The sequence below is a fragment of the Collinsella aerofaciens genome (assembly GCF_015558785.1).
GTDB lineage: Bacteria > Actinomycetota > Coriobacteriia > Coriobacteriales > Coriobacteriaceae > Collinsella > Collinsella aerofaciens_P.
This window is the reverse complement of sequence record NZ_JADMOP010000001.1, coordinates 39,050-57,460: the sequence shown is the minus strand read 5'-3', so window position 1 is coordinate 57,460 and position 18,411 is coordinate 39,050. Positions and strand designations below refer to the sequence as shown.

The 18,411-nt window shown below is 60.2% G+C and carries 17 protein-coding genes; 2 read left to right on the top strand and 15 right to left on the bottom strand.

Annotation, left to right across the window (positions count from 1 at the left end):
- Positions 1 to 188: 188 nt before the first annotated feature.
- A complete protein-coding gene (locus I2G40_RS00235) occupies positions 189 to 1,166 on the top strand; it encodes an L-lactate dehydrogenase (protein ID WP_195543789.1) in 978 nt (325 codons plus the stop codon).
- Between the two features lie 132 nt (positions 1,167 to 1,298).
- Here the strand turns inward: I2G40_RS00235 and I2G40_RS00230 are convergent, their stop codons facing one another.
- From I2G40_RS00230 to I2G40_RS00175, 12 genes are all read right to left on the bottom strand, one after another.
- The gene (locus tag I2G40_RS00230) at positions 1,299 to 2,267 is read right to left on the bottom strand and encodes an SIS domain-containing protein (RefSeq protein WP_195543788.1); all 969 of its coding nucleotides are present in this window, start codon (positions 2,265 to 2,267) and stop codon (positions 1,299 to 1,301) included.
- A gap of 144 nt (positions 2,268 to 2,411) precedes the next feature.
- The gene (locus tag I2G40_RS00225) at positions 2,412 to 3,167 is read right to left on the bottom strand and encodes a GntR family transcriptional regulator (RefSeq protein WP_148332768.1); all 756 of its coding nucleotides are present in this window, start codon (positions 3,165 to 3,167) and stop codon (positions 2,412 to 2,414) included.
- A 2-nt stretch (positions 3,168 to 3,169) separates the two neighbouring features.
- A complete protein-coding gene (locus I2G40_RS00220) occupies positions 3,170 to 5,152 on the bottom strand; it encodes a RecQ family ATP-dependent DNA helicase (RefSeq protein ID WP_195543787.1) in 1,983 nt (660 codons plus the stop codon).
- 332 nt (positions 5,153 to 5,484) lie between these two features.
- Entirely contained in the window at positions 5,485 to 6,204 is a 720-nt protein-coding gene (locus I2G40_RS00215) for a GntR family transcriptional regulator (RefSeq protein ID WP_055310102.1), read from the bottom strand.
- A gap of 220 nt (positions 6,205 to 6,424) precedes the next feature.
- A complete protein-coding gene (locus tag I2G40_RS00210) occupies positions 6,425 to 7,432 on the bottom strand; it encodes a YitT family protein (RefSeq protein ID WP_195543786.1) in 1,008 nt (335 codons plus the stop codon).
- Between the two features lie 354 nt (positions 7,433 to 7,786).
- Positions 7,787 to 8,416, bottom strand: coding sequence for an HAD family hydrolase (locus tag I2G40_RS00205; RefSeq protein ID WP_195543785.1), 630 nt, complete (start codon positions 8,414 to 8,416; stop codon positions 7,787 to 7,789).
- Between the two features lie 160 nt (positions 8,417 to 8,576).
- Positions 8,577 to 9,560: an SIS domain-containing protein gene (locus I2G40_RS00200; protein ID WP_035136781.1), complete on the bottom strand. Its 984-nt coding sequence runs from the start codon at positions 9,558 to 9,560 to the stop codon at positions 8,577 to 8,579.
- A gap of 199 nt (positions 9,561 to 9,759) precedes the next feature.
- Positions 9,760 to 10,593: a PTS system mannose/fructose/sorbose family transporter subunit IID gene (locus I2G40_RS00195; protein WP_161115155.1), complete on the bottom strand. Its 834-nt coding sequence runs from the start codon at positions 10,591 to 10,593 to the stop codon at positions 9,760 to 9,762.
- 13 nt (positions 10,594 to 10,606) lie between these two features.
- The gene (locus I2G40_RS00190) at positions 10,607 to 11,401 is read right to left on the bottom strand and encodes a PTS mannose/fructose/sorbose/N-acetylgalactosamine transporter subunit IIC (RefSeq protein ID WP_022095161.1); all 795 of its coding nucleotides are present in this window, start codon (positions 11,399 to 11,401) and stop codon (positions 10,607 to 10,609) included.
- A gap of 36 nt (positions 11,402 to 11,437) precedes the next feature.
- Positions 11,438 to 12,361: a PTS mannose/fructose/sorbose transporter subunit IIAB gene (locus I2G40_RS00185; RefSeq protein ID WP_195543784.1), complete on the bottom strand. Its 924-nt coding sequence runs from the start codon at positions 12,359 to 12,361 to the stop codon at positions 11,438 to 11,440.
- A 182-nt stretch (positions 12,362 to 12,543) separates the two neighbouring features.
- On the bottom strand, positions 12,544 to 13,626 hold the full coding sequence (locus I2G40_RS00180; protein ID WP_195543783.1) for a DMT family transporter: 1,083 nt from the start codon (positions 13,624 to 13,626) through the stop codon (positions 12,544 to 12,546).
- Positions 13,627 to 13,857: 231 nt separating this feature from the next.
- On the bottom strand, positions 13,858 to 14,850 hold the full coding sequence (locus I2G40_RS00175) for an SIS domain-containing protein (RefSeq protein ID WP_006235139.1): 993 nt from the start codon (positions 14,848 to 14,850) through the stop codon (positions 13,858 to 13,860).
- A gap of 205 nt (positions 14,851 to 15,055) precedes the next feature.
- Between I2G40_RS00175 and I2G40_RS00170 the strand changes: the two genes are divergently transcribed.
- Positions 15,056 to 15,778, top strand: a complete 723-nt coding sequence (locus I2G40_RS00170) for a GntR family transcriptional regulator (RefSeq protein ID WP_195247000.1) — start codon at positions 15,056 to 15,058, stop codon at positions 15,776 to 15,778.
- Between the two features lie 21 nt (positions 15,779 to 15,799).
- On the opposite strand, the gene I2G40_RS00165 is transcribed toward I2G40_RS00170, so the two are convergent.
- The 3 genes from I2G40_RS00165 to I2G40_RS00155 all read right to left on the bottom strand — a co-directional run bounded on the left by I2G40_RS00165 (position 15,800) and on the right by I2G40_RS00155 (position 18,403).
- Positions 15,800 to 16,390, bottom strand: a complete 591-nt coding sequence (locus I2G40_RS00165) for a GNAT family N-acetyltransferase (protein WP_195247001.1) — start codon at positions 16,388 to 16,390, stop codon at positions 15,800 to 15,802.
- Between the two features lie 78 nt (positions 16,391 to 16,468).
- Positions 16,469 to 17,494, bottom strand: coding sequence for a threonine aldolase family protein (locus I2G40_RS00160; protein ID WP_195543782.1), 1,026 nt, complete (start codon positions 17,492 to 17,494; stop codon positions 16,469 to 16,471).
- Positions 17,495 to 17,539: 45 nt separating this feature from the next.
- Positions 17,540 to 18,403 carry a phosphatase PAP2 family protein gene (locus I2G40_RS00155; protein ID WP_006235143.1) on the bottom strand — a complete coding sequence of 288 codons (864 nt, stop codon included), beginning with the start codon at positions 18,401 to 18,403 and terminating at the stop codon, positions 17,540 to 17,542.
- Positions 18,404 to 18,411: the final 8 nt, after the last annotated feature.

The window sequence follows — 18,411 nt, the reverse complement described above, 5'->3', positions numbered from 1 at the left end:
GCAGCTATGGTACAACGAGCGGCCCCGTCCGCGCGAGCACATCGCCCAGCGATACCGTCAGCGGCCCAAATCGCTCCAAAAGTAGAGATTAAGGCATGCCCAAAAATCTATGGCGCTTTAGCATAGCAAAGTGGCAGCAGGACGCTACAATGGTTCGACGCAAAAAACTCGGCCGAAAGGATACATATATGTACCAAACGCGTAAGATCGGTGTGGTCGGCCAGGGCCACGTAGGAGCACATGTTGCCAACAGTCTGCTCATGCAGGGCATTGCCGATGAGCTGTACCTGTGCGATATCAACGAGGCCAAGGTGACGTCCGAGGTCCAGGACCTGCGCGACTCCCTTTCGTTTGTCCCGTACAACACCAAGATCGTCAACTGCTACGACCACTACGAGGAGCTTGCTTGCTGCGACGTCATCGTCAACGCCGCCGGCAAGGTCGCGCTGGCCGCCGGCAACCGCGACGGCGAGCTGTTCTTTACCACCGACGCCGCCCGCACCTTTGCCAAGCGCATCGTCGACGCCGGCTTTGACGGCATCTTTGTGAGCATCTCCAACCCCTGCGACGTCGTGTGCACCGAGCTGTGGCACCTGACCGGCTACGATCCCAAGAAGATCATCGGCTCGGGCTGCGGCCTGGACTCCGCCCGCCTGCGCACCGAGATCTCCAAGAAGGTCGGCGTGAGCCCCAAGTCCATCGACGCCTACATGATCGGCGAGCACGGCTTTAGCCAGCTCGCCGCCTTTAAGGCCGCAACCATCGCCGGCAAGAGCCTCAACGAACTTCAGGCCGAGAACCCCGACAAGTATGCCTTCGACCACATGGAGACCGAGGAACTCGCGCGCAAGGGCGGCTACGTAACCTACCAGGGCAAGCAGTGCACCGAGTACGCCGTCGCCAACTCCGCCGCTCGCGTCTGCGCCGCCGTGCTGCACGACGAGCACGCCGTGCTTTCGGCCTCTACGCTTATGACCGGCCAGTATGGCGAGGAGGGCATCTTCACCTCCCTGCCGTGCGTGATCGGTGCCGAGGGCGTCGAGGAGGTCTACACGCTCGACCTGTCCGAGCACGAGCTCGAGGGCTTCCACAAGAGCTGTCAGCACATCCGCGACAACATCGCCCAGCTCGACTGGTGGGATGCCGAGGGCGTTGTCGGCAAGTAGGCCGTCAATCGCCGCAATCTCGCGAATCTAAGCGCGATACCAAGCGGGCCGCGCCGGAATACTACCGGCGCGGCCCGCTTTTTGACTCACACGGCACGCTTGCGAATCGAAGGTGAATGCTTTTCCCGTTACTTAGTACCGCTCGATGCCCATGTAGCGACGAACCTCGGGGCTGTGATCGAACACCTTGCCGCGTGCGGCGCGCAGCTCGCAGCTCATGTTGTAGAAGAAGATCGGCTCCAGGTACGAACGCACGCTGGCGGGCACGTCGCCTACGCCATACTCGAGCGCGTCGAGCACCATTACCGTATCGGTATGCGTGTTGAGGAACGCCAGCGCGCGCTCCTCCATGGGGCGGCACTCGCCCGATCCGAGCTGCACAAAGTAGAACACGCCGGGCTCGGTGGCCTCGAAGGGGCCGTGGAAGTACTCGCCGGAGTGGATGTAGCAGCAGTGCTGCCACTGCATCTCCATGAGCGAGCAGATGGCCATGGCATAGGTCTGGCTAAAGTTGGGGCCGGAACCCAGGATATAGAAGAACTTATGCTGCTGGCAGAGCTCGGCAAAGCGATCGCCCAGCTCGGCGTTGACCTTCTCACGGGCAGCGGGCAACAGCGCATCCATCTGCTTAAGGCCGGCGTACATGTCGGCGAGTGCCTCGTAACCCTCCTGCTGGTCGAGCAGCTCGGCAGCCATCAGGACGCCGATGCCTTGCGGAACCTCGGCCTGCGGCACGCCTTCGCCCCACGGATAGACCCAGGTGGTCCACTTGCCGTTATCAATCTTGGAGCCCTCGCAGTCGGTCATGGCCACGACCTCGGCGCCGGCTGCCAGCGCCATCTCGCAACCGTCGACGACCTCCTGCGTATTGCCGCTGTGGCTGCAGGCGATGACGAGTGATTTCTCGCCAAGACTCTTGGGAGCCATCAGGCAAAACTCGCGCGCCGTGTAGACCGTCGAGGCAAACGTGGTGGCCTCGCGCTTGAGCAGCTCGTTGGCCGGCATCAGGTCGATCATCGAACCGCCGCAGGCGATCCAAAAGACGTTCTCAATCTTGCCCTTGCGCTCGATAATTTCCTGAACCAGATCGCGTGCGTTCACGGTGATGCTCCTCCTTGTGTGGCGGTTTTGAACGACGACAGCTCGTACCTGCGGTCGTTCTATGTTGTCCTATTTATAGCACGCACGACGACGCTCGTGAAGTCATTTCACCAAACTTGTTCTATGTTGTTCTATCTATGGACGTTAGATGTCGAACACGTAGCGCGAGCCCACGATCTTTTGGCGTCCGAGCAGCAAGGGCCGCTCGTCCGCATCGGTAAAGTACGCCTCCATATAGAAGAGCGGCTCGCCGACCGGCACCTCCAACAGCGGGGCCGCCTGAGCATCGGCAAGCGCAATCTCCACGGTGCAAGGGTCGGACTTGAGCGGCGCGCGGCCCGAATGCTCGGCAACGAGCGCAAAGATCGAGTTATCGGTGAGGTCCTTATCGGCAAGTGTCTGCAGATAGGGATGGTCAGCCAGCACAAAGGCGTTGTTCTCGAGCATGACGGGGATGCCGTCGGCCGTGCGCACGCGCTCGACCACGATAAGCTCGCAGCCGGGCTCTACGCCAAAGAACGCCGCGTCCTCGCGCGTCGCCGCAACCACCGTGCGCGATACCAGGCGCGCACCCGGCACCATGTCGTTGGCAGCGCAACCCTCGGAAAAGCTCTGAACATCACCCTTCTGGACAATCTTGCGCTTGAGCTTGGGCGCGCACACGAACGTGCCCCTCCCCTGCTGGCGGTTGAGATACCCCGCGCGCGACAGCTCCTCGATTGCGCGACGCACGGTGATGCGTCCCACGCCGTAGTACTTCGCGAGCTCCATCTCGGAAGGAATGCGCGAGCCGGATGCGTACACGCCACGCGCGATCTCGCCCTTTAGGTCGTCCATAACCTGCTGGTACAGCGGCACAGCGGACACCTCAGTGCGCTCGGTTTTATCATCGGATGCCATCGTTATGCTCCATTCCGTGCATGCTCGGACTCAAATTCTTCAATCGCCGCCATAAACTGCTCGCCAAAGGCGTCGGCTTTTTTCTCGCCAATGCCGTTGACCTGGATCAGCTCCTCGCGCGTCTGCGGACGCAGGCGGCACAGGCCGCGCAGGGCCTTGTCGGAAAAGACCATATACGGCGCCATCTCCAGCTCGGTCGAGATCTCCTTGCGGAGAGCACGCAGGCGCTCGAACAGCTCGGCATCGTCGCCAACGCGCGGGTGCTGGTCCAGCTCGGCCTCCTCGCGCAGCAGATCGACGGCGCGGCGGGCGCGGGCCGAGGCCTTGCGCTTGGACGCGCGGCGCTTAACGGTAAAGGCGAACGCCTCGTCCTCGACCTCGCCGGCACGCGGACCCAGTCCCACGACCGGGTACTGCCCCTGCGAGGTGGCCAAATAACCGCGACCGCACAGCTGCCCGATGATGTCCTTGATGCGCCCGACCGATTCGCTCGACAGCTCACCGTAGCCGCGGTCCTCGTCCAGATGCATCTGGCGAATGCGCTCGGTGTTGCCGCCGTGGAGCACGTCGGCGATCAGCGACTTGCCAAAGCGCATGGGTCGCCTGGCCACATAGCGCACAGCGGCGCGGGCCATATCGGTGACGTCCTCGGCCTCGAACTGCGTAAGGCAGTTGCTGCAGTTGCCGCAGCCCTCGGCATCGTCCGTGGCGGCGCTGCCCGCACCGGCCGCAGCCGCATGCTCGGCCGCGGCCTCGTCGCCAAAGTAGCGCAGCATGTATTCGCGCAGACAGCCGGTGGTATTGCAGTAGCCCTCCATCTGGCTGAGCAGGCGATAACGGTTCTGAAGCGCCCACGCGCGCTGCTCTTCGTCAAGCGCCTCATCGGCAGCATCGCCGCGGTCGATCAGAAAGCGGCGCATGCGAAAATCGTTGCCGTTCCACAGCAAGTAGCAGCTGGCCGGGTCGCCATCGCGGCCGGCGCGGCCCGCCTCCTGGTAGTAGGCTTCGATGCTCTCGGGCACGTTGTTGTGGATCACGTAGCGCACGTTGGGCTTGTCGATGCCCATGCCAAAGGCGTTGGTGGCAACCATCACCTGGATATCGTCGTCGATAAAGGCGCGCTGGCTTTGGCGACGGGCGTCGTTGCCCATGCCGGCATGGTAGCGGCCAACGCGAATGCCGCTGGGGCCCAGTGCCTCGGCAAGCTCGCCCGCCAGCGCATCAACTGTCTTGCGGGTCGAACAATACACGATGCCGCTCTCGCTCGAATGCGCGATCACGTAGTCGCGCACCCAGGCAGTCTTGGCCTTGTCGCCCATCTCCTCGCAACCAAAGTAGAGGTTCTTGCGATCGAAGCCCGTCACTACCGTCGCGGGGTTTTGCAGGCCAAGCATCTGCTGAATGTCCGCGCGCACACGCTCGGTCGCCGTAGCGGTAAAGGCCGCCACGATGGGGCGCTGCGGCAGGGAATCGATAAACTCGCGAATCTGCAGGTAAGCGGGACGGAAATCCTGGCCCCATTGGCTCACGCAGTGGGCCTCGTCAATGGCCACGAGCGGCACGCCAATGCCGGCGGAACCCGCAGCCTCCTGCGCAAAGGCCAAAAAACGCGGCTCGAGCAAGCGCTCGGGCGCCACATACATAAGCTGGTAGCGGCCCTCGCGCGCCCGCTTGAGCACGGTGTTTTGCTGGGCCGGAGTAAGGCTGGAGTTGAGATAGCTGGGTCGCGCACCCGCCGCGAGCAACGCACGGGTCTGGTCCTCCATAAGCGACAGCAGCGGACTCACCACAAAGGTGATGCCGGGCAGCATGAGCGCGGGCACCTGGTAGCAAATGGACTTGCCGGCGCCCGTGGGCATAACACCCAGCGCATCGCGACCGGCAAGAATCGCATCGACCATGCGGTCCTGCCCCGGGCGAAACGAGGTGTAGCCAAAATAGGCGCCGAGCGTGTCGAGCGCCATCTGCTGCATGCTATCGGTCATGGTTTCCTAACGTCCAAGTCATCTGCCGCCGATTATACGCCGCCACGCGGACAGCAGCACACGGCCGCCGCCCAGACTAGTCGTTTAAGAACGCCCCCAACGGCTAAGGAGTGTCCCCAGGTGCCGGCAGAAAAGGAACGTCCCCAAGTGCCGGCCCGGCAACGCCGATGTTTTGGCGCGGACAGCGAAAGCCCGCCAGAGCGAGCAAGGTGCCTTGAAACGAGGCGGCATTGACCTTCTGGTCATGCCGCCGAAGTTGAAAGGCAGATTGCCGCTCTGGCGGGCTTGCAGCGTCGAGCCGTTGCGCGGTTTGGAAAACCGCGCAACTAGAGCTACATGACCATAACGTAGCGCGATCCCACGTAGTACTGCTTACCCATCAGGACCGGCTCGCCATTGGGGCCCGTGAAGCCGGCACGCAGGTTGAGCAGCGGATCGTGCGGAGCAATGCCCAGCTCGGCCGCCTGCTCGGTATTGGCACGAACGGCCTCGACCGTGCGGTAGCCAACCGAGACAATCGGCGTTCCGCCAACACGCTCGACCTCGGCAAAAATCGACTTGTCCTCAAGATCGGCCGTCAACAGCTCACGGTAGGCGTCAAACGGCACAAAGATGTTCTCCTCAAAGATGGGCTCGCCGTCGGCCGTACGCACGCGCTTGATATGCAGCAGCAGCGCATCCTTCTGCAGGCCAAAGAACTCCATCTCGTTTTGGCGCGCCGGAACGATCTGGCGATCGATCACGTGCGCACCGGCCTTCATGCCGTTGCCGGCACACAGCGCGGTAAACGTCTGCAGCGTCGAGGCGTGAAACTGGCGGTTGATGTGCGGCGTGGAGACAAAGGTGCCACGGCCCTGCTGCTTAACCAGGTAGCCATCGGAGCACAGCTCCTCGACGGCGCGGCGCACCGTAATGCGGCTCACGTCGTACTGCTCGGCTAGCTCAAGCTCGGACGGAATACGCTCCTTGGGTGCATAAACACCTTTCTCGATCGCATCCTTGATTTCGTCGTAAATCTGCTGGTAAAGCGGTGCATTTTTGGGCGCAGGCATATCTAATCACTCTTATCGAAATATCGAAATAACTAATACGTATATAACGTCTAGTTTCATATTACCTCATAATGATAAAACGATACACCCTCCCTACCAAAAAGCGACAGCTTCATTTTGGTAGGTTTTATCTGGGCAAACGAGAGCCTCTCGAAAGCAACGGGGCTTTCGGGGGGGCTCGTTCGGATGGGTTGCGCAGGACCGGCAAAATGCCAATACCCTACTTGCCGTCGTCCTGCTGCAGGCTGTCCTGTTCGCTGAGGCGCGCCTGCCTGCTGGCCATGCGTGCGGGCTTGTCGGGATCGGGAACGGCCGTGGGCATGGGCTCGTCGACATGACCACCCCACCAGCCGCCCACAAAGTTGAGCGTGTGGAACACATTGATCACGGCGCCGGGATCAACGTCGCACACCAGCTTGATAATGTCCTGGCTCTCGTAGGTCGAGACAACGGCGTGCAGCAGATACATCTTTTCGCGGCTATATCCGCCAATGACCTCGGCACAGCTAATGCCATGCTGAAAATGGTCAACATAGGCGGTCATGACCTCGTCTGCCTTGCGCGTCGTGATCTGCAGCGTCACGCGATCGTAGCGACGATAGAAACTGTCGATGGTCTTGGTCGAAATAAACTGGAACACGATGGAATACGCCGCCTTGTCCCAGCCAAACATAAAGCCAAAGATCGCCAGGATAAAGCAGTTGAAACCAAAGATGACGCCCCAGATGGTCTTGCCCGTGTGGTTGGAGACCCACAGCGCGATAAAGTCGGTGCCGCCGGTGGATGCGCCGGATTTAAGTGCGATGGCAGCGCCCAGACCCGAGACCACGCCGCCAAAAATGATGAGCATGATCTTGTCGCCCAAAAACGGCGCGAAGTGAAAGACGTTGAGAAACAGCGACGAGAGCACGACCTGCATCATCGAGAAGATGACGAAGCGCTTGCTAATGCCGCTCCAGCATAGGAGCGCCACGGGAATGTTGAGCGCGAGCATACCGAGCGAGATGTCGACGTGAACGCCGCCGAGCGAGGTAACGCGATCGAGCAGGACCGCGACGCCGGTAAGACCGCTCGGAAGCAGGTCGGCGGGCTGGATGAACGCCTGGATCAGAAATGTCTGGAGAACGGCGGAAATCGTGACCGCCACGGCAGTAATGGCGCGGCGGACGATGGTAAGGCGGCCGAGCACGAGCACGCGGTCCGTGAGCTGATCGATGGCGTTCGCCACGCGGGCTCCTTTCGAAGGCAAATCTGGTTGTGAGGCATGTCGGCGATTGTAGCACGGAGCATGCGGGGGCGCTTCAATTCACCCTCCCTCGACAACCAAAGCGGGACCAGCAACCCCACGACCAAAGGCCCAAATAACAAGTGAGTAGACTTTACGCGACCTGCAGAGCACACCCAAAACCGCCACCCCTGTGACCTGCGGTTTTACTAGAGCAGATGCGCTTTGTGCTCGTCTTGCACCAAAAAGTCTACTCACTTAGTCCGAATCGAAGCCAAACGGATCCAAATAGATGACAAATTAAGCCAATCCGCAGCAAAAGACGCGTGAATCAGTGCTTCTCGCGGCGGATTGACACTACAAAGCGGCCAAAATGTCGGTCAGATTATCGATAACGACATCGGCTCGCGATTGATCGAGGTTGACACCCTCGTGCGGACGCAGCGCCAGGACGCGGGCGCCGGAGCGCTTACCAGCCTCGATGCCCAAAGGCGAATCCTCTATAACCAGGCACTCGGCAGGCTCCACCCCTAGCGCCTCCATGGCACGCAGGTAGATCTCGGGGTCGGGCTTAAACGCACTGCACTCGTGACCGCTGATGGTGTAGTCCAACACGTCGGCGATACCGGCAATCTCCACCAGCTCGTCGATCAACTCGCGATAGGACGAGCTCGCGATGGCACACTTCGCGCCACGCTCGTGCAGCTTGCGCATCACCGGCTCCGTCTGCTCGTTGAGCAGCTCGGCATACGGAACGGGATGGTCCGGGCTATAAACCTGCTTGTACTCCACGCGCAGGCGCTCGCGCAGCTCAACATCGTCGGGCACCAGTGCCTCCCAAATGGCAGGCTCGTTAGACCCCGAAAGATCGGGGATCTCGTCAAAGTGGAACCCCTTCTCTTCCATAAACGCCACGCGACGACGGTTGTAGAACCACTCGGTATCGACCAGCACGCCGTCCATGTCAAACAGCACTGCTTTGATCATACGCATCTCCTCCCACCTGCCAAAAAGAGACAGGTTTATTATGGTAGGTTTTATCTTGGGTTTTGCGACGCGACAGGCGTGCCCTCCCCAAAGCAAAAAAGGGGACGGGGCGCAAACCCCATCCCCTCTCAATCAACCCGTAAGGTCTACTTACTTGTGATTAGTAGGAAAGCTTCCACATGTAGCGACGCATGGTCAGCGGGTGCTGACGGGCCTCGGCGATCTGGTTGCCGTACTCGCGCATAACGGCGAGGTGCAGCAGCGGGTTGAAGTAGGTGACGACGCTCGCGGGCACGGCGTCAGCCAGGCCGTAGTCCTTGGAGTCGATCAGAGCGACCTTGGCGCCCATGCGCTTAAGGAAGGTGAGGGCGCGGGCGTCCATCGGACGGGTAGCGCCATCGGACATGAAGAAGACGTAGGGCTTACCCTCGGTGGAAACCTCGAACGGGCCGTGGAAGTACTCGCCGGTGTTGTAGGCGGCGGCGTCGATCCACTGCATCTCGGTGAACAGGAAGGCAGCGTGAGAATAAGCCATCTTCTCGGAGGCACCGGAAGCCATGAAGTAGATCATCTTGTCGTCCTTGAAGTCCTCGGCGAACTTCTTGGCGAGTTTCTTGCAGGACTGAGCGGCGTTCTCGCAGAGCTCGAAGACGTTGGTGAGGCCGGTGATCATGTCCTCGTAGTGGTCATAACCCTCGGTCTGCTGAAGGATCTCGACAGCAAGAGCGATGGCATAGCCGGGCTTCTCGCACTTGGCAGCGAAGTTGGCGTGGAAGCCGTGAACGATGACGTAGTCAGCGTCGACGGTCAGAGCGGAGCCAGCCTTGTTGGTAAGGGAGACGACCGGGCAGTTGTGCTTCTTGGCGGTCTTGTTGGCCTCGACGGTCTCGGGCGTGGAGCCACCGAGGGAGCAGGTGATCACGAAGGTGTGCTCGTTGACCCAGGAAGGCGTGTCGTAGTTGAACTCGTTAGCGGTGAAGATCTGAACGTTCAGCTTGTCCGTGTTGTTGGCCAGGAAGTACTTGGCGGGGTAAAGGTCGGACATGGAGGCACCGCAGCCGACGAAGGCGACGCTGTGGATCTCGTGGTTGGACAGGACGTCAGCGACGATCTGCTTAGGGAGGTTAAGGTCGATCTCGTACATCTGACACATTCCTTTCATTTTTTGCGGCGCCACATTGCCGGGCGCTCGCAGGGTTACCGTGGTTTGGACCGAGTCGCCGGCCCATTGAGGATGCGACAAAGGGACTGTCCCATTGTCGCATTTTGGGGATGGAAGCCTGCCTGGGGTATGGGATGCCAGGCAGGCCCCCGGGGGAAAGCGGTTAGGCGCTTAGTCGCGACTAGGCCAGGATGCCGACCGCGGAGAGGGCGATGCCGCCCACAATGGCGATCACGAGAAGCCAACCGGTGTTGACGTTCTTCTTGATGAGCCAGTACATAAGGCCGGTGAGGCCAAGGGAGATCATCTGGGGCATCATGCTGTCCAGGATGTCCTGGATCACGACGGTGCCGTCAGCGAACTGCAGCGGGGTGGTGGCGCCGATCAGCGTGGCGATCATGCCGCCCACGGACATAAGACCCACGATGCCGCAGACATACATGAGCTTCTCCATGAGGTCGCCGCCCTGAAGCTTGCTCAGGTACTCGTGGCCGCCCTGATATCCCATCTTGGCTGCGAACCAAGTGATCAGCACGGAGGGGACGATGGAGATGAGAAGGGCCAGGATCGGGCCCATGATGGAGCCCTGCTGAGCCAGCTGAACGCCCAAGCCAAAGGCGATAACGCGGATGGTGCCCTGGAAGAAGGAGTCACCGATGCCGGAAAGCGGGCCCATAAGGGAGGTCTTGACCGCGTTAATCGAATCGGGGTTGAAGTTCTCGGGATCCTTGGCGTACTCCTCCTCCATGGAGGCGGCGAGGCCCAGGATGAAAGCGCTCGTCTGCGGGGTGCAGTTGTAGAACGCCATGTGACGGTGGTAAGCCTCTTTCTTAGCAGCAAGCTGCTTGGGGTCGGACTCGTCCGGATAGAGGCGATCGAGCGTGGGAACCATACCGTAGAGGAAGCCCATGTTCATCTGACGCTCGTAGTTCCAAGAGGCCTGGATGGCCCAGGAGCGCCAGAAGAACTGGCTGACCTTCTTGTTCAGGGACACGTCCTTGGTTGCGGTTGCCATAGTGTGTTCCTCCTTAGTCTTCGTCGTCTTCGAGCGGATCGTAGTCGGAATCGACACCGGCGGCTGCATGGGACCCGTTGAACTTGAAGCCCATGAAGACGACAGCCAGGCACACACCGATCAGAGCGACCGCGATGACGGACAGGTTGAGGTAAGCGGCGAGCAGGAAACCGATGAACAGGAACGGAGTCATACCCTTCTTGATCATCATGGTGAGCAGCAGGGCCAAGCCGTAGGCGGTCATGATCTTGGTCGAAACGTTAAGACCAGTGGACAGCCACTCGGGAACCATGTTGACGATGGCCTGAACCAGGTCGGTGCCAACAAAGACGGCGAGGAAGATCGGCAGGAAGTACATGATGGCGTACAGACCGGAGCCGGCGCAGATGTGCATACGGTAGGCGGTCTTGAACTTTCCGTTATCGATCGCGCTATCTGCCACATGGGTGAGGGCGGCGATGATGGAACGGAACACGATGCCGAGGAGCTGACCCAGGACGGCGACCGGGATGGCGATCGTCATGGCGGTCTCGGCAGAAGCATCGGTCAGGCACGCAAAGGCAGCGGCCACGATGCCGCCCAGGACCATATCGGGCGGAACGGCGGCGCCGACCTGCACCAGGCCCATGGACACGAGCTCGACGGCGGCACCGACGGCAAGGCCGGTGGGCACATCGCCCAGCAGCAGACCGACGAGCGTAGCGCCAACGAGGGGCTGCTCGAAGTTAAGACGACCGAGCAGGCGGGAGTCCCACATGCAGAACACGCCGACGAGGCCGACGAGCACCGCACTGATGAACGTATTCATACCCTTCTCCTTTCAGTCAGGCAAAAGCCTGGTTGATTACAGCTTGGCGTCGATGTCGACGCTCTGATACGTAGGGGTCTGCTGGACATAGAGCTTGATGCCCATGTCGAGCAGCTGGTTGACGTCGGCCTTCTGGGTGGCGTCGAGGAAGACGGAGCTGTCCTTGCCGCCGACCTGATCGGCACCGTCGTGGTTGGCGGTGGCGCCCAGGTTGATGGCGTCGAGCTTGTAGCCCTGACAGAACTGCAGCATCTCGGCAGTGTTGCCAAAGACGAACATGACGCGCTCGCCGAGGGTGTTGAGCTTATCCATCTTGGCGAGGGCACGCTCGACGGTGAAGACGTTCAGGCGCACGCCCTGGGGCTTGGCCAGCTTAAGAGCGCCCTTCTTGATGTCATCGTTGGCGGCAGCGTTGTCGACGACGATGATGCGCTCGGCCTGAACCTTGGTGGTCCAAGTAAAGACGACCTGGCCGTGCAGCAGACGGTAGTCAAGACGTGCGAGGACGATCTTGGCGGGACCGGAGCTGTGACGGGACGCCTTGGCCTTCTTGGCGGGAGCCACGGCGGCCTCGACCGGTGCGTTGGGGTTGGTCAGACCGGTGCGGGCCTCATTGATGAGGGCCGCGAGCTCGGCGCCCTTGACGGGGGCGGGGCTCATAGCAAGCGTGAGCGCCAACGGGATGTTGAAACCGCTGACAACCGTGAACTTCGTGCCGTTCTTGGAAAGCTCGACCATGTTGTTGTTGACCGAGCTGCCGAGCATATCGGTCAGCACATAGACGGTGTCGTCCGCGTTGAACGTGGCGATCATAGCCTCAACCTTATTGGTGATGGGCTCCTTGTCGTCACGAGCAAGCGACACGACGTGGACGTTCGACACGTCGCCGAGAACCATCTCGAGCGTGTCTTTGGCGCCTGCGGCCAGGCCGCCATGAGATGCGAGAATGATCTGATTCATCTTGCCTCCTCCTTTTCGTTATGGTCATTATAACGTCTTATACGTTGCTTATATTGCTAATTAGTATAAAGACCGTTCGCGGGTGAAAATCGACCGTTGACGGGTTTAACGTACTCGAAACGTTGGACTGGGTAGGCCGGCGCTAGCTGGATAACCCCAGGTCAGACCCTGCGCGCAATCCCCTATCGCACGAAGTACCAGGGGCTTTCCTGTACGGTGGGTTCCAGCGCAATGCCGGTGCGTTCCTTAAACAGATCCATGTCCTGAGATTTTTCGGTCCACCACGCGTTGGGCTTAAAGGTCATGCTCTCAATGACATGACTGACAAACACACTGTTGCGCAGCCTGGAGAAGTCGGTGTTCATAATCAGGATGGACGCGAGCACCAACACGATGCCCAGGACTTTAATCGCGCCGGCGGGCTCGGCGTAGACACCAATGCCCACCAGTACGGTGACGACCGTCTCGAAAGACATTACGACGGGAACTTTCGATGTCTCGAGCCCCATGGACAGACCCTGCATATATAAGATGTAAGCAACGGCTGTGGGGATGAGTCCAAAGCCAAGGAACAGCAGCAGCAGCTGTGGCGACATTGCCGCGGCGACATCCGGCCACGGAGCCGCGATAGCTGCCATAACCGCACCGCCAAAAACAAAGCCCCAAAACGTGACAGCCAGCGGGTGGACCGTCTTGGTTGCTATTCGGCTAAACACCGCGAGCGACGCACCACAAAGGCCTGCAATCACGCCCGACGTGACGCCCCAAACCGAAAAATGAAAACCGGAAAGGTCGCCATTGGTCACTGCAAGCACGCAGCCTACGATGTTAAAGACAATGGCAACGAGCTTGTTGGGGGTCACGTCCTCGCGATAAAGCACGCGGCCGAGCATGACGCCAAACACCGGCGAGGTGTAGAGCAGCACCGAGGCCGTGGACATGCCCACCTCGCCCATGCACTCGTAATAACAGGTGTTGGCGGCGGCCAAACCGACGATGCCGACAAGCGCACAGGGAACAAGCTCTTTAGGGCTTGCCTTGAACAGGGCCAGCGGACCCTGAGCCACGGTAGACCCCTCACCCGGACGGCAGCCCATAAACATCAGGACCGGCGCCAAGATAAGCGCTCCGACCAACAAGCGAAAGGCCGCCATGCTCTGAGACGAAACACCCATGGCCGAGATGCCGTTTACAAAGATTCCGATGCTGCCCCACATAAGCGCGGCGATCAGCACCAGCACATAGCCCAGATTGCTTTTCTTCAACGCAGCCTCCTCGGTATTGTTTCCAATATGTTTCACACTACGTTATAGTCGTTATATACATTTTTCAAGACACAAATCGGCGAGCGGGAAAGTGATCCGTTTTCCTCCGTCCTCAGCGGATTACTTGGCGGTTGCGGTGGACTAGTTCCCAAATAGAGGCTTCAAGCCCCCAAACAGGAACTATTCCACCGCAACTTATGAGGACATCGAGCTGTTAGGCCGCTCTATCCCCTAGTAGTCGAGCTTCCACATGTAGCGGCGCGTCATGTAGTCCTTGTGGGTGACGGCGGAGAGCGCGCGCATATACACGTTGTTGAGGATCGGGGCAAAGATCAGGTGGTTGAAGTACTCGCTCACGCTGTCCTTGATGTCGTTGAGGCCGAGCTCCTTGGCGTCGAGCTGATAGACGCGCTCGCCACCGTACTGGTTGACGAAGCGGATGCCGCGCTCGTCGTTGCAGCGGCTGCGGCCGACGCTGATGAGCTGGAACAGCGAGGTGCGCTTGTCCAGGATCTCGAAGGGGCCGTGGAAGAAGTCGCAGGTGTTGATGGTGCAGGAGTCGATCTGCAGCATCTCCTGCACGTTGCAGATGCTAAAGACGTAGGCGGCACCAAAGAGCGGGCCCTGGGCCATGACGTTGATGCAGGGCTTGTCGGCGTTCTGCTCGGCCCACTTGGCAGCGAGCGGACGGGTATACTCGACGGCCTTGCGATAGATGGGGTCGACCAAGTCGAAGGCGGCCATAGCGGTCTCGTACTCGGCATAGCCCTCGGTCTGCTGCGTAAGCTCCATGGCGATCATGGTCACGACGGCGGAGTTGGTGCGGCCCATGCAGGACTCGTCGACGGCCAGGCTGTCGTACTGAATCTTGTAGTCGCAGACCTCGGTGAGGCCGGACTCGTCAACATAGATGGCGATGGTGCTGGCGCCGTGGTCCTTGGCGACCTGGGCGGCAACGATGGTCTCCTTGGTGCCGCGCATGGACACGACGACGGCCAGGGTGTTCTCGTTGACGTAGGCCGGGGTGGCGTGCACGAACTCGTTGCTGGTGTAGCTGGAGCTCACGACCTGCGTGGCCTCGTGCTCCATAAAGTACTGGGCAGGATAGTTGCCGCCGTTGGATCCGCCGGCGCCAATCCACACGACGCGCTTGATGCCGCCCTTGTCTGCCTTGTCAGCCAAAACCTGGGAGACGACGTCCTTAACCTGTTCCTGAGTAGTCATCGTGCATCAGCCTTTCTTCTCGTTTGATGCTCTCGATGGCATACAAGTTACATACATGTTTTGGTTATGTCGACTAGTTGTATGCTATATTTGTCTTAGAAATTTTGCTGGTAAGGTTTTCGGTAGCTCGATACCAGCGGTTTTATTGTTGTGTTGAATACATGCTTGCTTAGATAAGCATACAAGTTAGATATAGGCTGATCGCATGAACGCTTCATCTAAAAAGAAACTGAGCCAATACGAGCGCTTGGCGGGTACGCTTCGCGACCGCATCGCCGCCGGCATCTACGCACGCGGAGACAAGCTGCCGTCCGAGATGGAGCTCATGGACGAATCGGGGCTGTCGCGCAGCACCGTGCGCCACGCCCTTAAGGTTCTCGTTGATGAGGGCCTGGTGCGCACCGAGCGCGGGCGTGGCGCCTTTGTGGCCGACACGCCCGCGCTCCACGAGAACAACCTAGTGTTTTCGAGCTATACCAAGCAGGTCGAAGGTCAGGGCATGAAGCCCACCACGCGCACCGTGGACTCGGGCTTTGCCAAGGCGGCCGGCAGCATAGCTAAGTTCTTTGACGCCGCCGTGGGCAGCAAGCTCGTCAAACTTGTCCGCCTGCGCTACCTGGACGACGTGCCGCTGTGCCTGGAGACCACCTACCTGCCGCCAAGCTTCGAGACGCTCATCGATCGCGATATCAACGGTTCGCTCTACGCGACGCTGCGCCAAGAATTCCATCGCGCGCCAGCACAGGGACATAAGACCTTTGAGGTGTGCTATGCCTCGCAAAACGAGGCGTTTTTGCTCAACGTCGAACGCGGGCAGGCGCTGATCCTGATCACCGACTACGTCTACGACACCGACGGCCGACCGCTCCATGTCTCTAAGCGCATCCAACGCACCGACCGCGCCAAATACACCGAGCCAATCGGCTAACCTGCCAAAATAAACCTGTCCCTAAATGGTAGGTTTGGGGAGGTCGGGGAACCAGGTTGGTTTGGGTTGGTTGGGGACGCGCTCGGCTAGGACCAACTCCATCCAGCACATGTCGTACCAGCGGCCGAACTTTTGGGCGCAGCGGTCAAAGGCACCCACCAGGCGATACCCCATATGGGCATGGAAGTCCTGGCTGTTGTGCGTCAGGTACTCGTCGTCCTTGTCGTGCGGCACGGCGATGAGGGCACACATGTTGGTGATGCCCATCGCGATCAGGCACTGCTTGAGCGCGTCATGTAGTTTGCGGCCCAGCCCGCCGTGGCGCACATCACGCGCCAGGTAGATCGACGTCTCGACCGACCAGTCGTATGCCTCGCGGCTGTTAAGCGGGCTCGCATAGGCATAGCCCACCGGACGCCCGTCCAACTCCATCACCAAATACGGATAGCGCCTGAGCGTACGCTCGATGCGCCCGGCGAACTCCTCAACGCTCGGCACCTCATATTCGCAGGTAATCGCCGTCTGGCGCACATACGGCTCATAGATGGCAAGCAACGCCGACGCGTCATCGGGCGTCGCCAGGCGAATCGTCGGCTCGGACATCTCGGTCATACAACCCTTCTCCCCCAAAAGCAAAGGCCGCCCTGCGCCAAGCTCAGGCGCAGGGCGGCCCCTTGTCATTACATCAGGCTACAGGACAGCCGCCAGCGCGTCGATGTCCTCCTGCGTCGTGGCCCAGCTAGTGCAAAAGCGCACCACGGTGTGGGTCTCGTCGTACTTTTCCCAGTACTCAATCGAGGCATGCTCGCGAATGCGGGCCATGTCCTCGTTGGGCAGAATCACAAACTGCTGGTTTGTGGGCGTCTCCAAGAAGAACTGGTAACCGCGCTCGTGCAGCACGCGACGAAGCGCCTGCGCGGTTTCGATCGCCTGGCGACCAATCTCAAAATACAGGCCGTCGGTAAAGAGCGCCTCAAACTGCACGCCCGTCAGGCGGCCCTTGGCCAGCAACGCACCGTGCTGCTTAATGCGCGGAATGGGATGCGCCGGAGCGTGCATGCCGCAGAACACCACAGCCTCGCCGCAGAGCGCGCCGCACTTGGTGCCGCCGATGTAGAACACATCACACAGCTGTGCCAGCTCGGGCAGGGTAATATCGCACTCATCGGACGCCAGCGCATAGGCCAGGCGGGCGCCGTCCACAAACAGCGGAATCTCACGCTTCTGGCATACCGCATGAATCGCCGCGAGCTCGGCCTTGGAGTACAGCGTGCCGTACTCGGTCGACAGACTCACGTACACGGCGCCCGGGAACACCGTGTGCTCGTAGCTCTCGTTTTCGTAGAACACCTGGATATAGTTCTCGAGGTCCTCGGCGTGCATCTTGCCCTCGTAGCCGGGGATGGTAAGCACCTTGTGGCCGCCAAACTCGATGGCGCCCGCCTCGTGGCAGGCGACGTGGCCAGTCTCGGCAGCAACGACGCCCTCGTAGGGCGCAAGCAGCATGTCGATCACCGTCGCGTTGGCCTGCGTGCCGCCCACCAGAAAAAACACGTCGGCATCGGGGGCCTGACAGGCCTCACGGATAAGCTGCTTGGCACGCTCGGTGTGCGCATCGGTACCGTAGCCGGGCTGCGGCTCCATATTGGTGTCGACGAGCGCCTGCAGCACTGCCGGATGTGCGCCGTGGGAATAATCGTTGTTAAACGCGAGCATGGCAATCCTCTCTTACCGGGTATCGGCCAGATGATTCAAACGGAGCTATTGTACGCCGTTGGGATAGGCAATGCGCGCGGCAAGGCACTCAAGCGCCAGTACCAGGGCAAAACCGCAGCTCACGTCGCTCAAAAAGTGTGCACCGATCACGATGCGGCCAAGCGCGACGAGCGCCGCGACCACAGCCGCCGCCCAAAAGATCACGCGGCGACGCGAAGATTTTTCCTTAAAGGCTGCCGCGGGAAGCCCGGCGAGCATAAGGCCAATCGCCGCATGCGCCGTGTGTCCGCTCGCAAACGACTTAAAGCCGTCCTTGACTACACCGGCGGCAATATAGGCCCACTTGTCAGGGTTGCCGATCACCCACCACGGCTGAAACTCGAGTCCCTGCGTCACCTCGATCACGCGCATGCGTGGGCGCGACCACAGCGGCTTGACAATCACGTTGAGGATGATGGCCTGAGCGACCCACACGACAAGCACCATCAACGCCCAGCGCGTGAGCTCGTCGGGCTCGGTCGTGCGCGTGAGACGATAGACGATAAGATTGGCGGCGATGACCAGCACAAACGTCAGCACCAACTGAGCCGCGATGAGTTTGCCGCCAACCCTCAGGGACGAAACGATCTCGTAGCCGAGCAGGCCCACGTTGATGAGGATGCCGAGCACGGCGAGCCATTTGCTCCCCCTGGAGTCGGGACGCACCGCGCGCACGAGCATAACGCCCGCGATGCTCGCCGTCAGCTCAAACGGCAGCTCGCCGGCCGCCTCGATAAAGCGACCGTACATGCTGCCGATATTGAACAGCGCGCTCGAGATCTGATAATCGAAGAAGCTGCCCACGCCCAGACAAAGACACAGGACAACCGCGATAATGGCGACATCCTTCTTATAGATGTATCCGAACATGCTTTCCT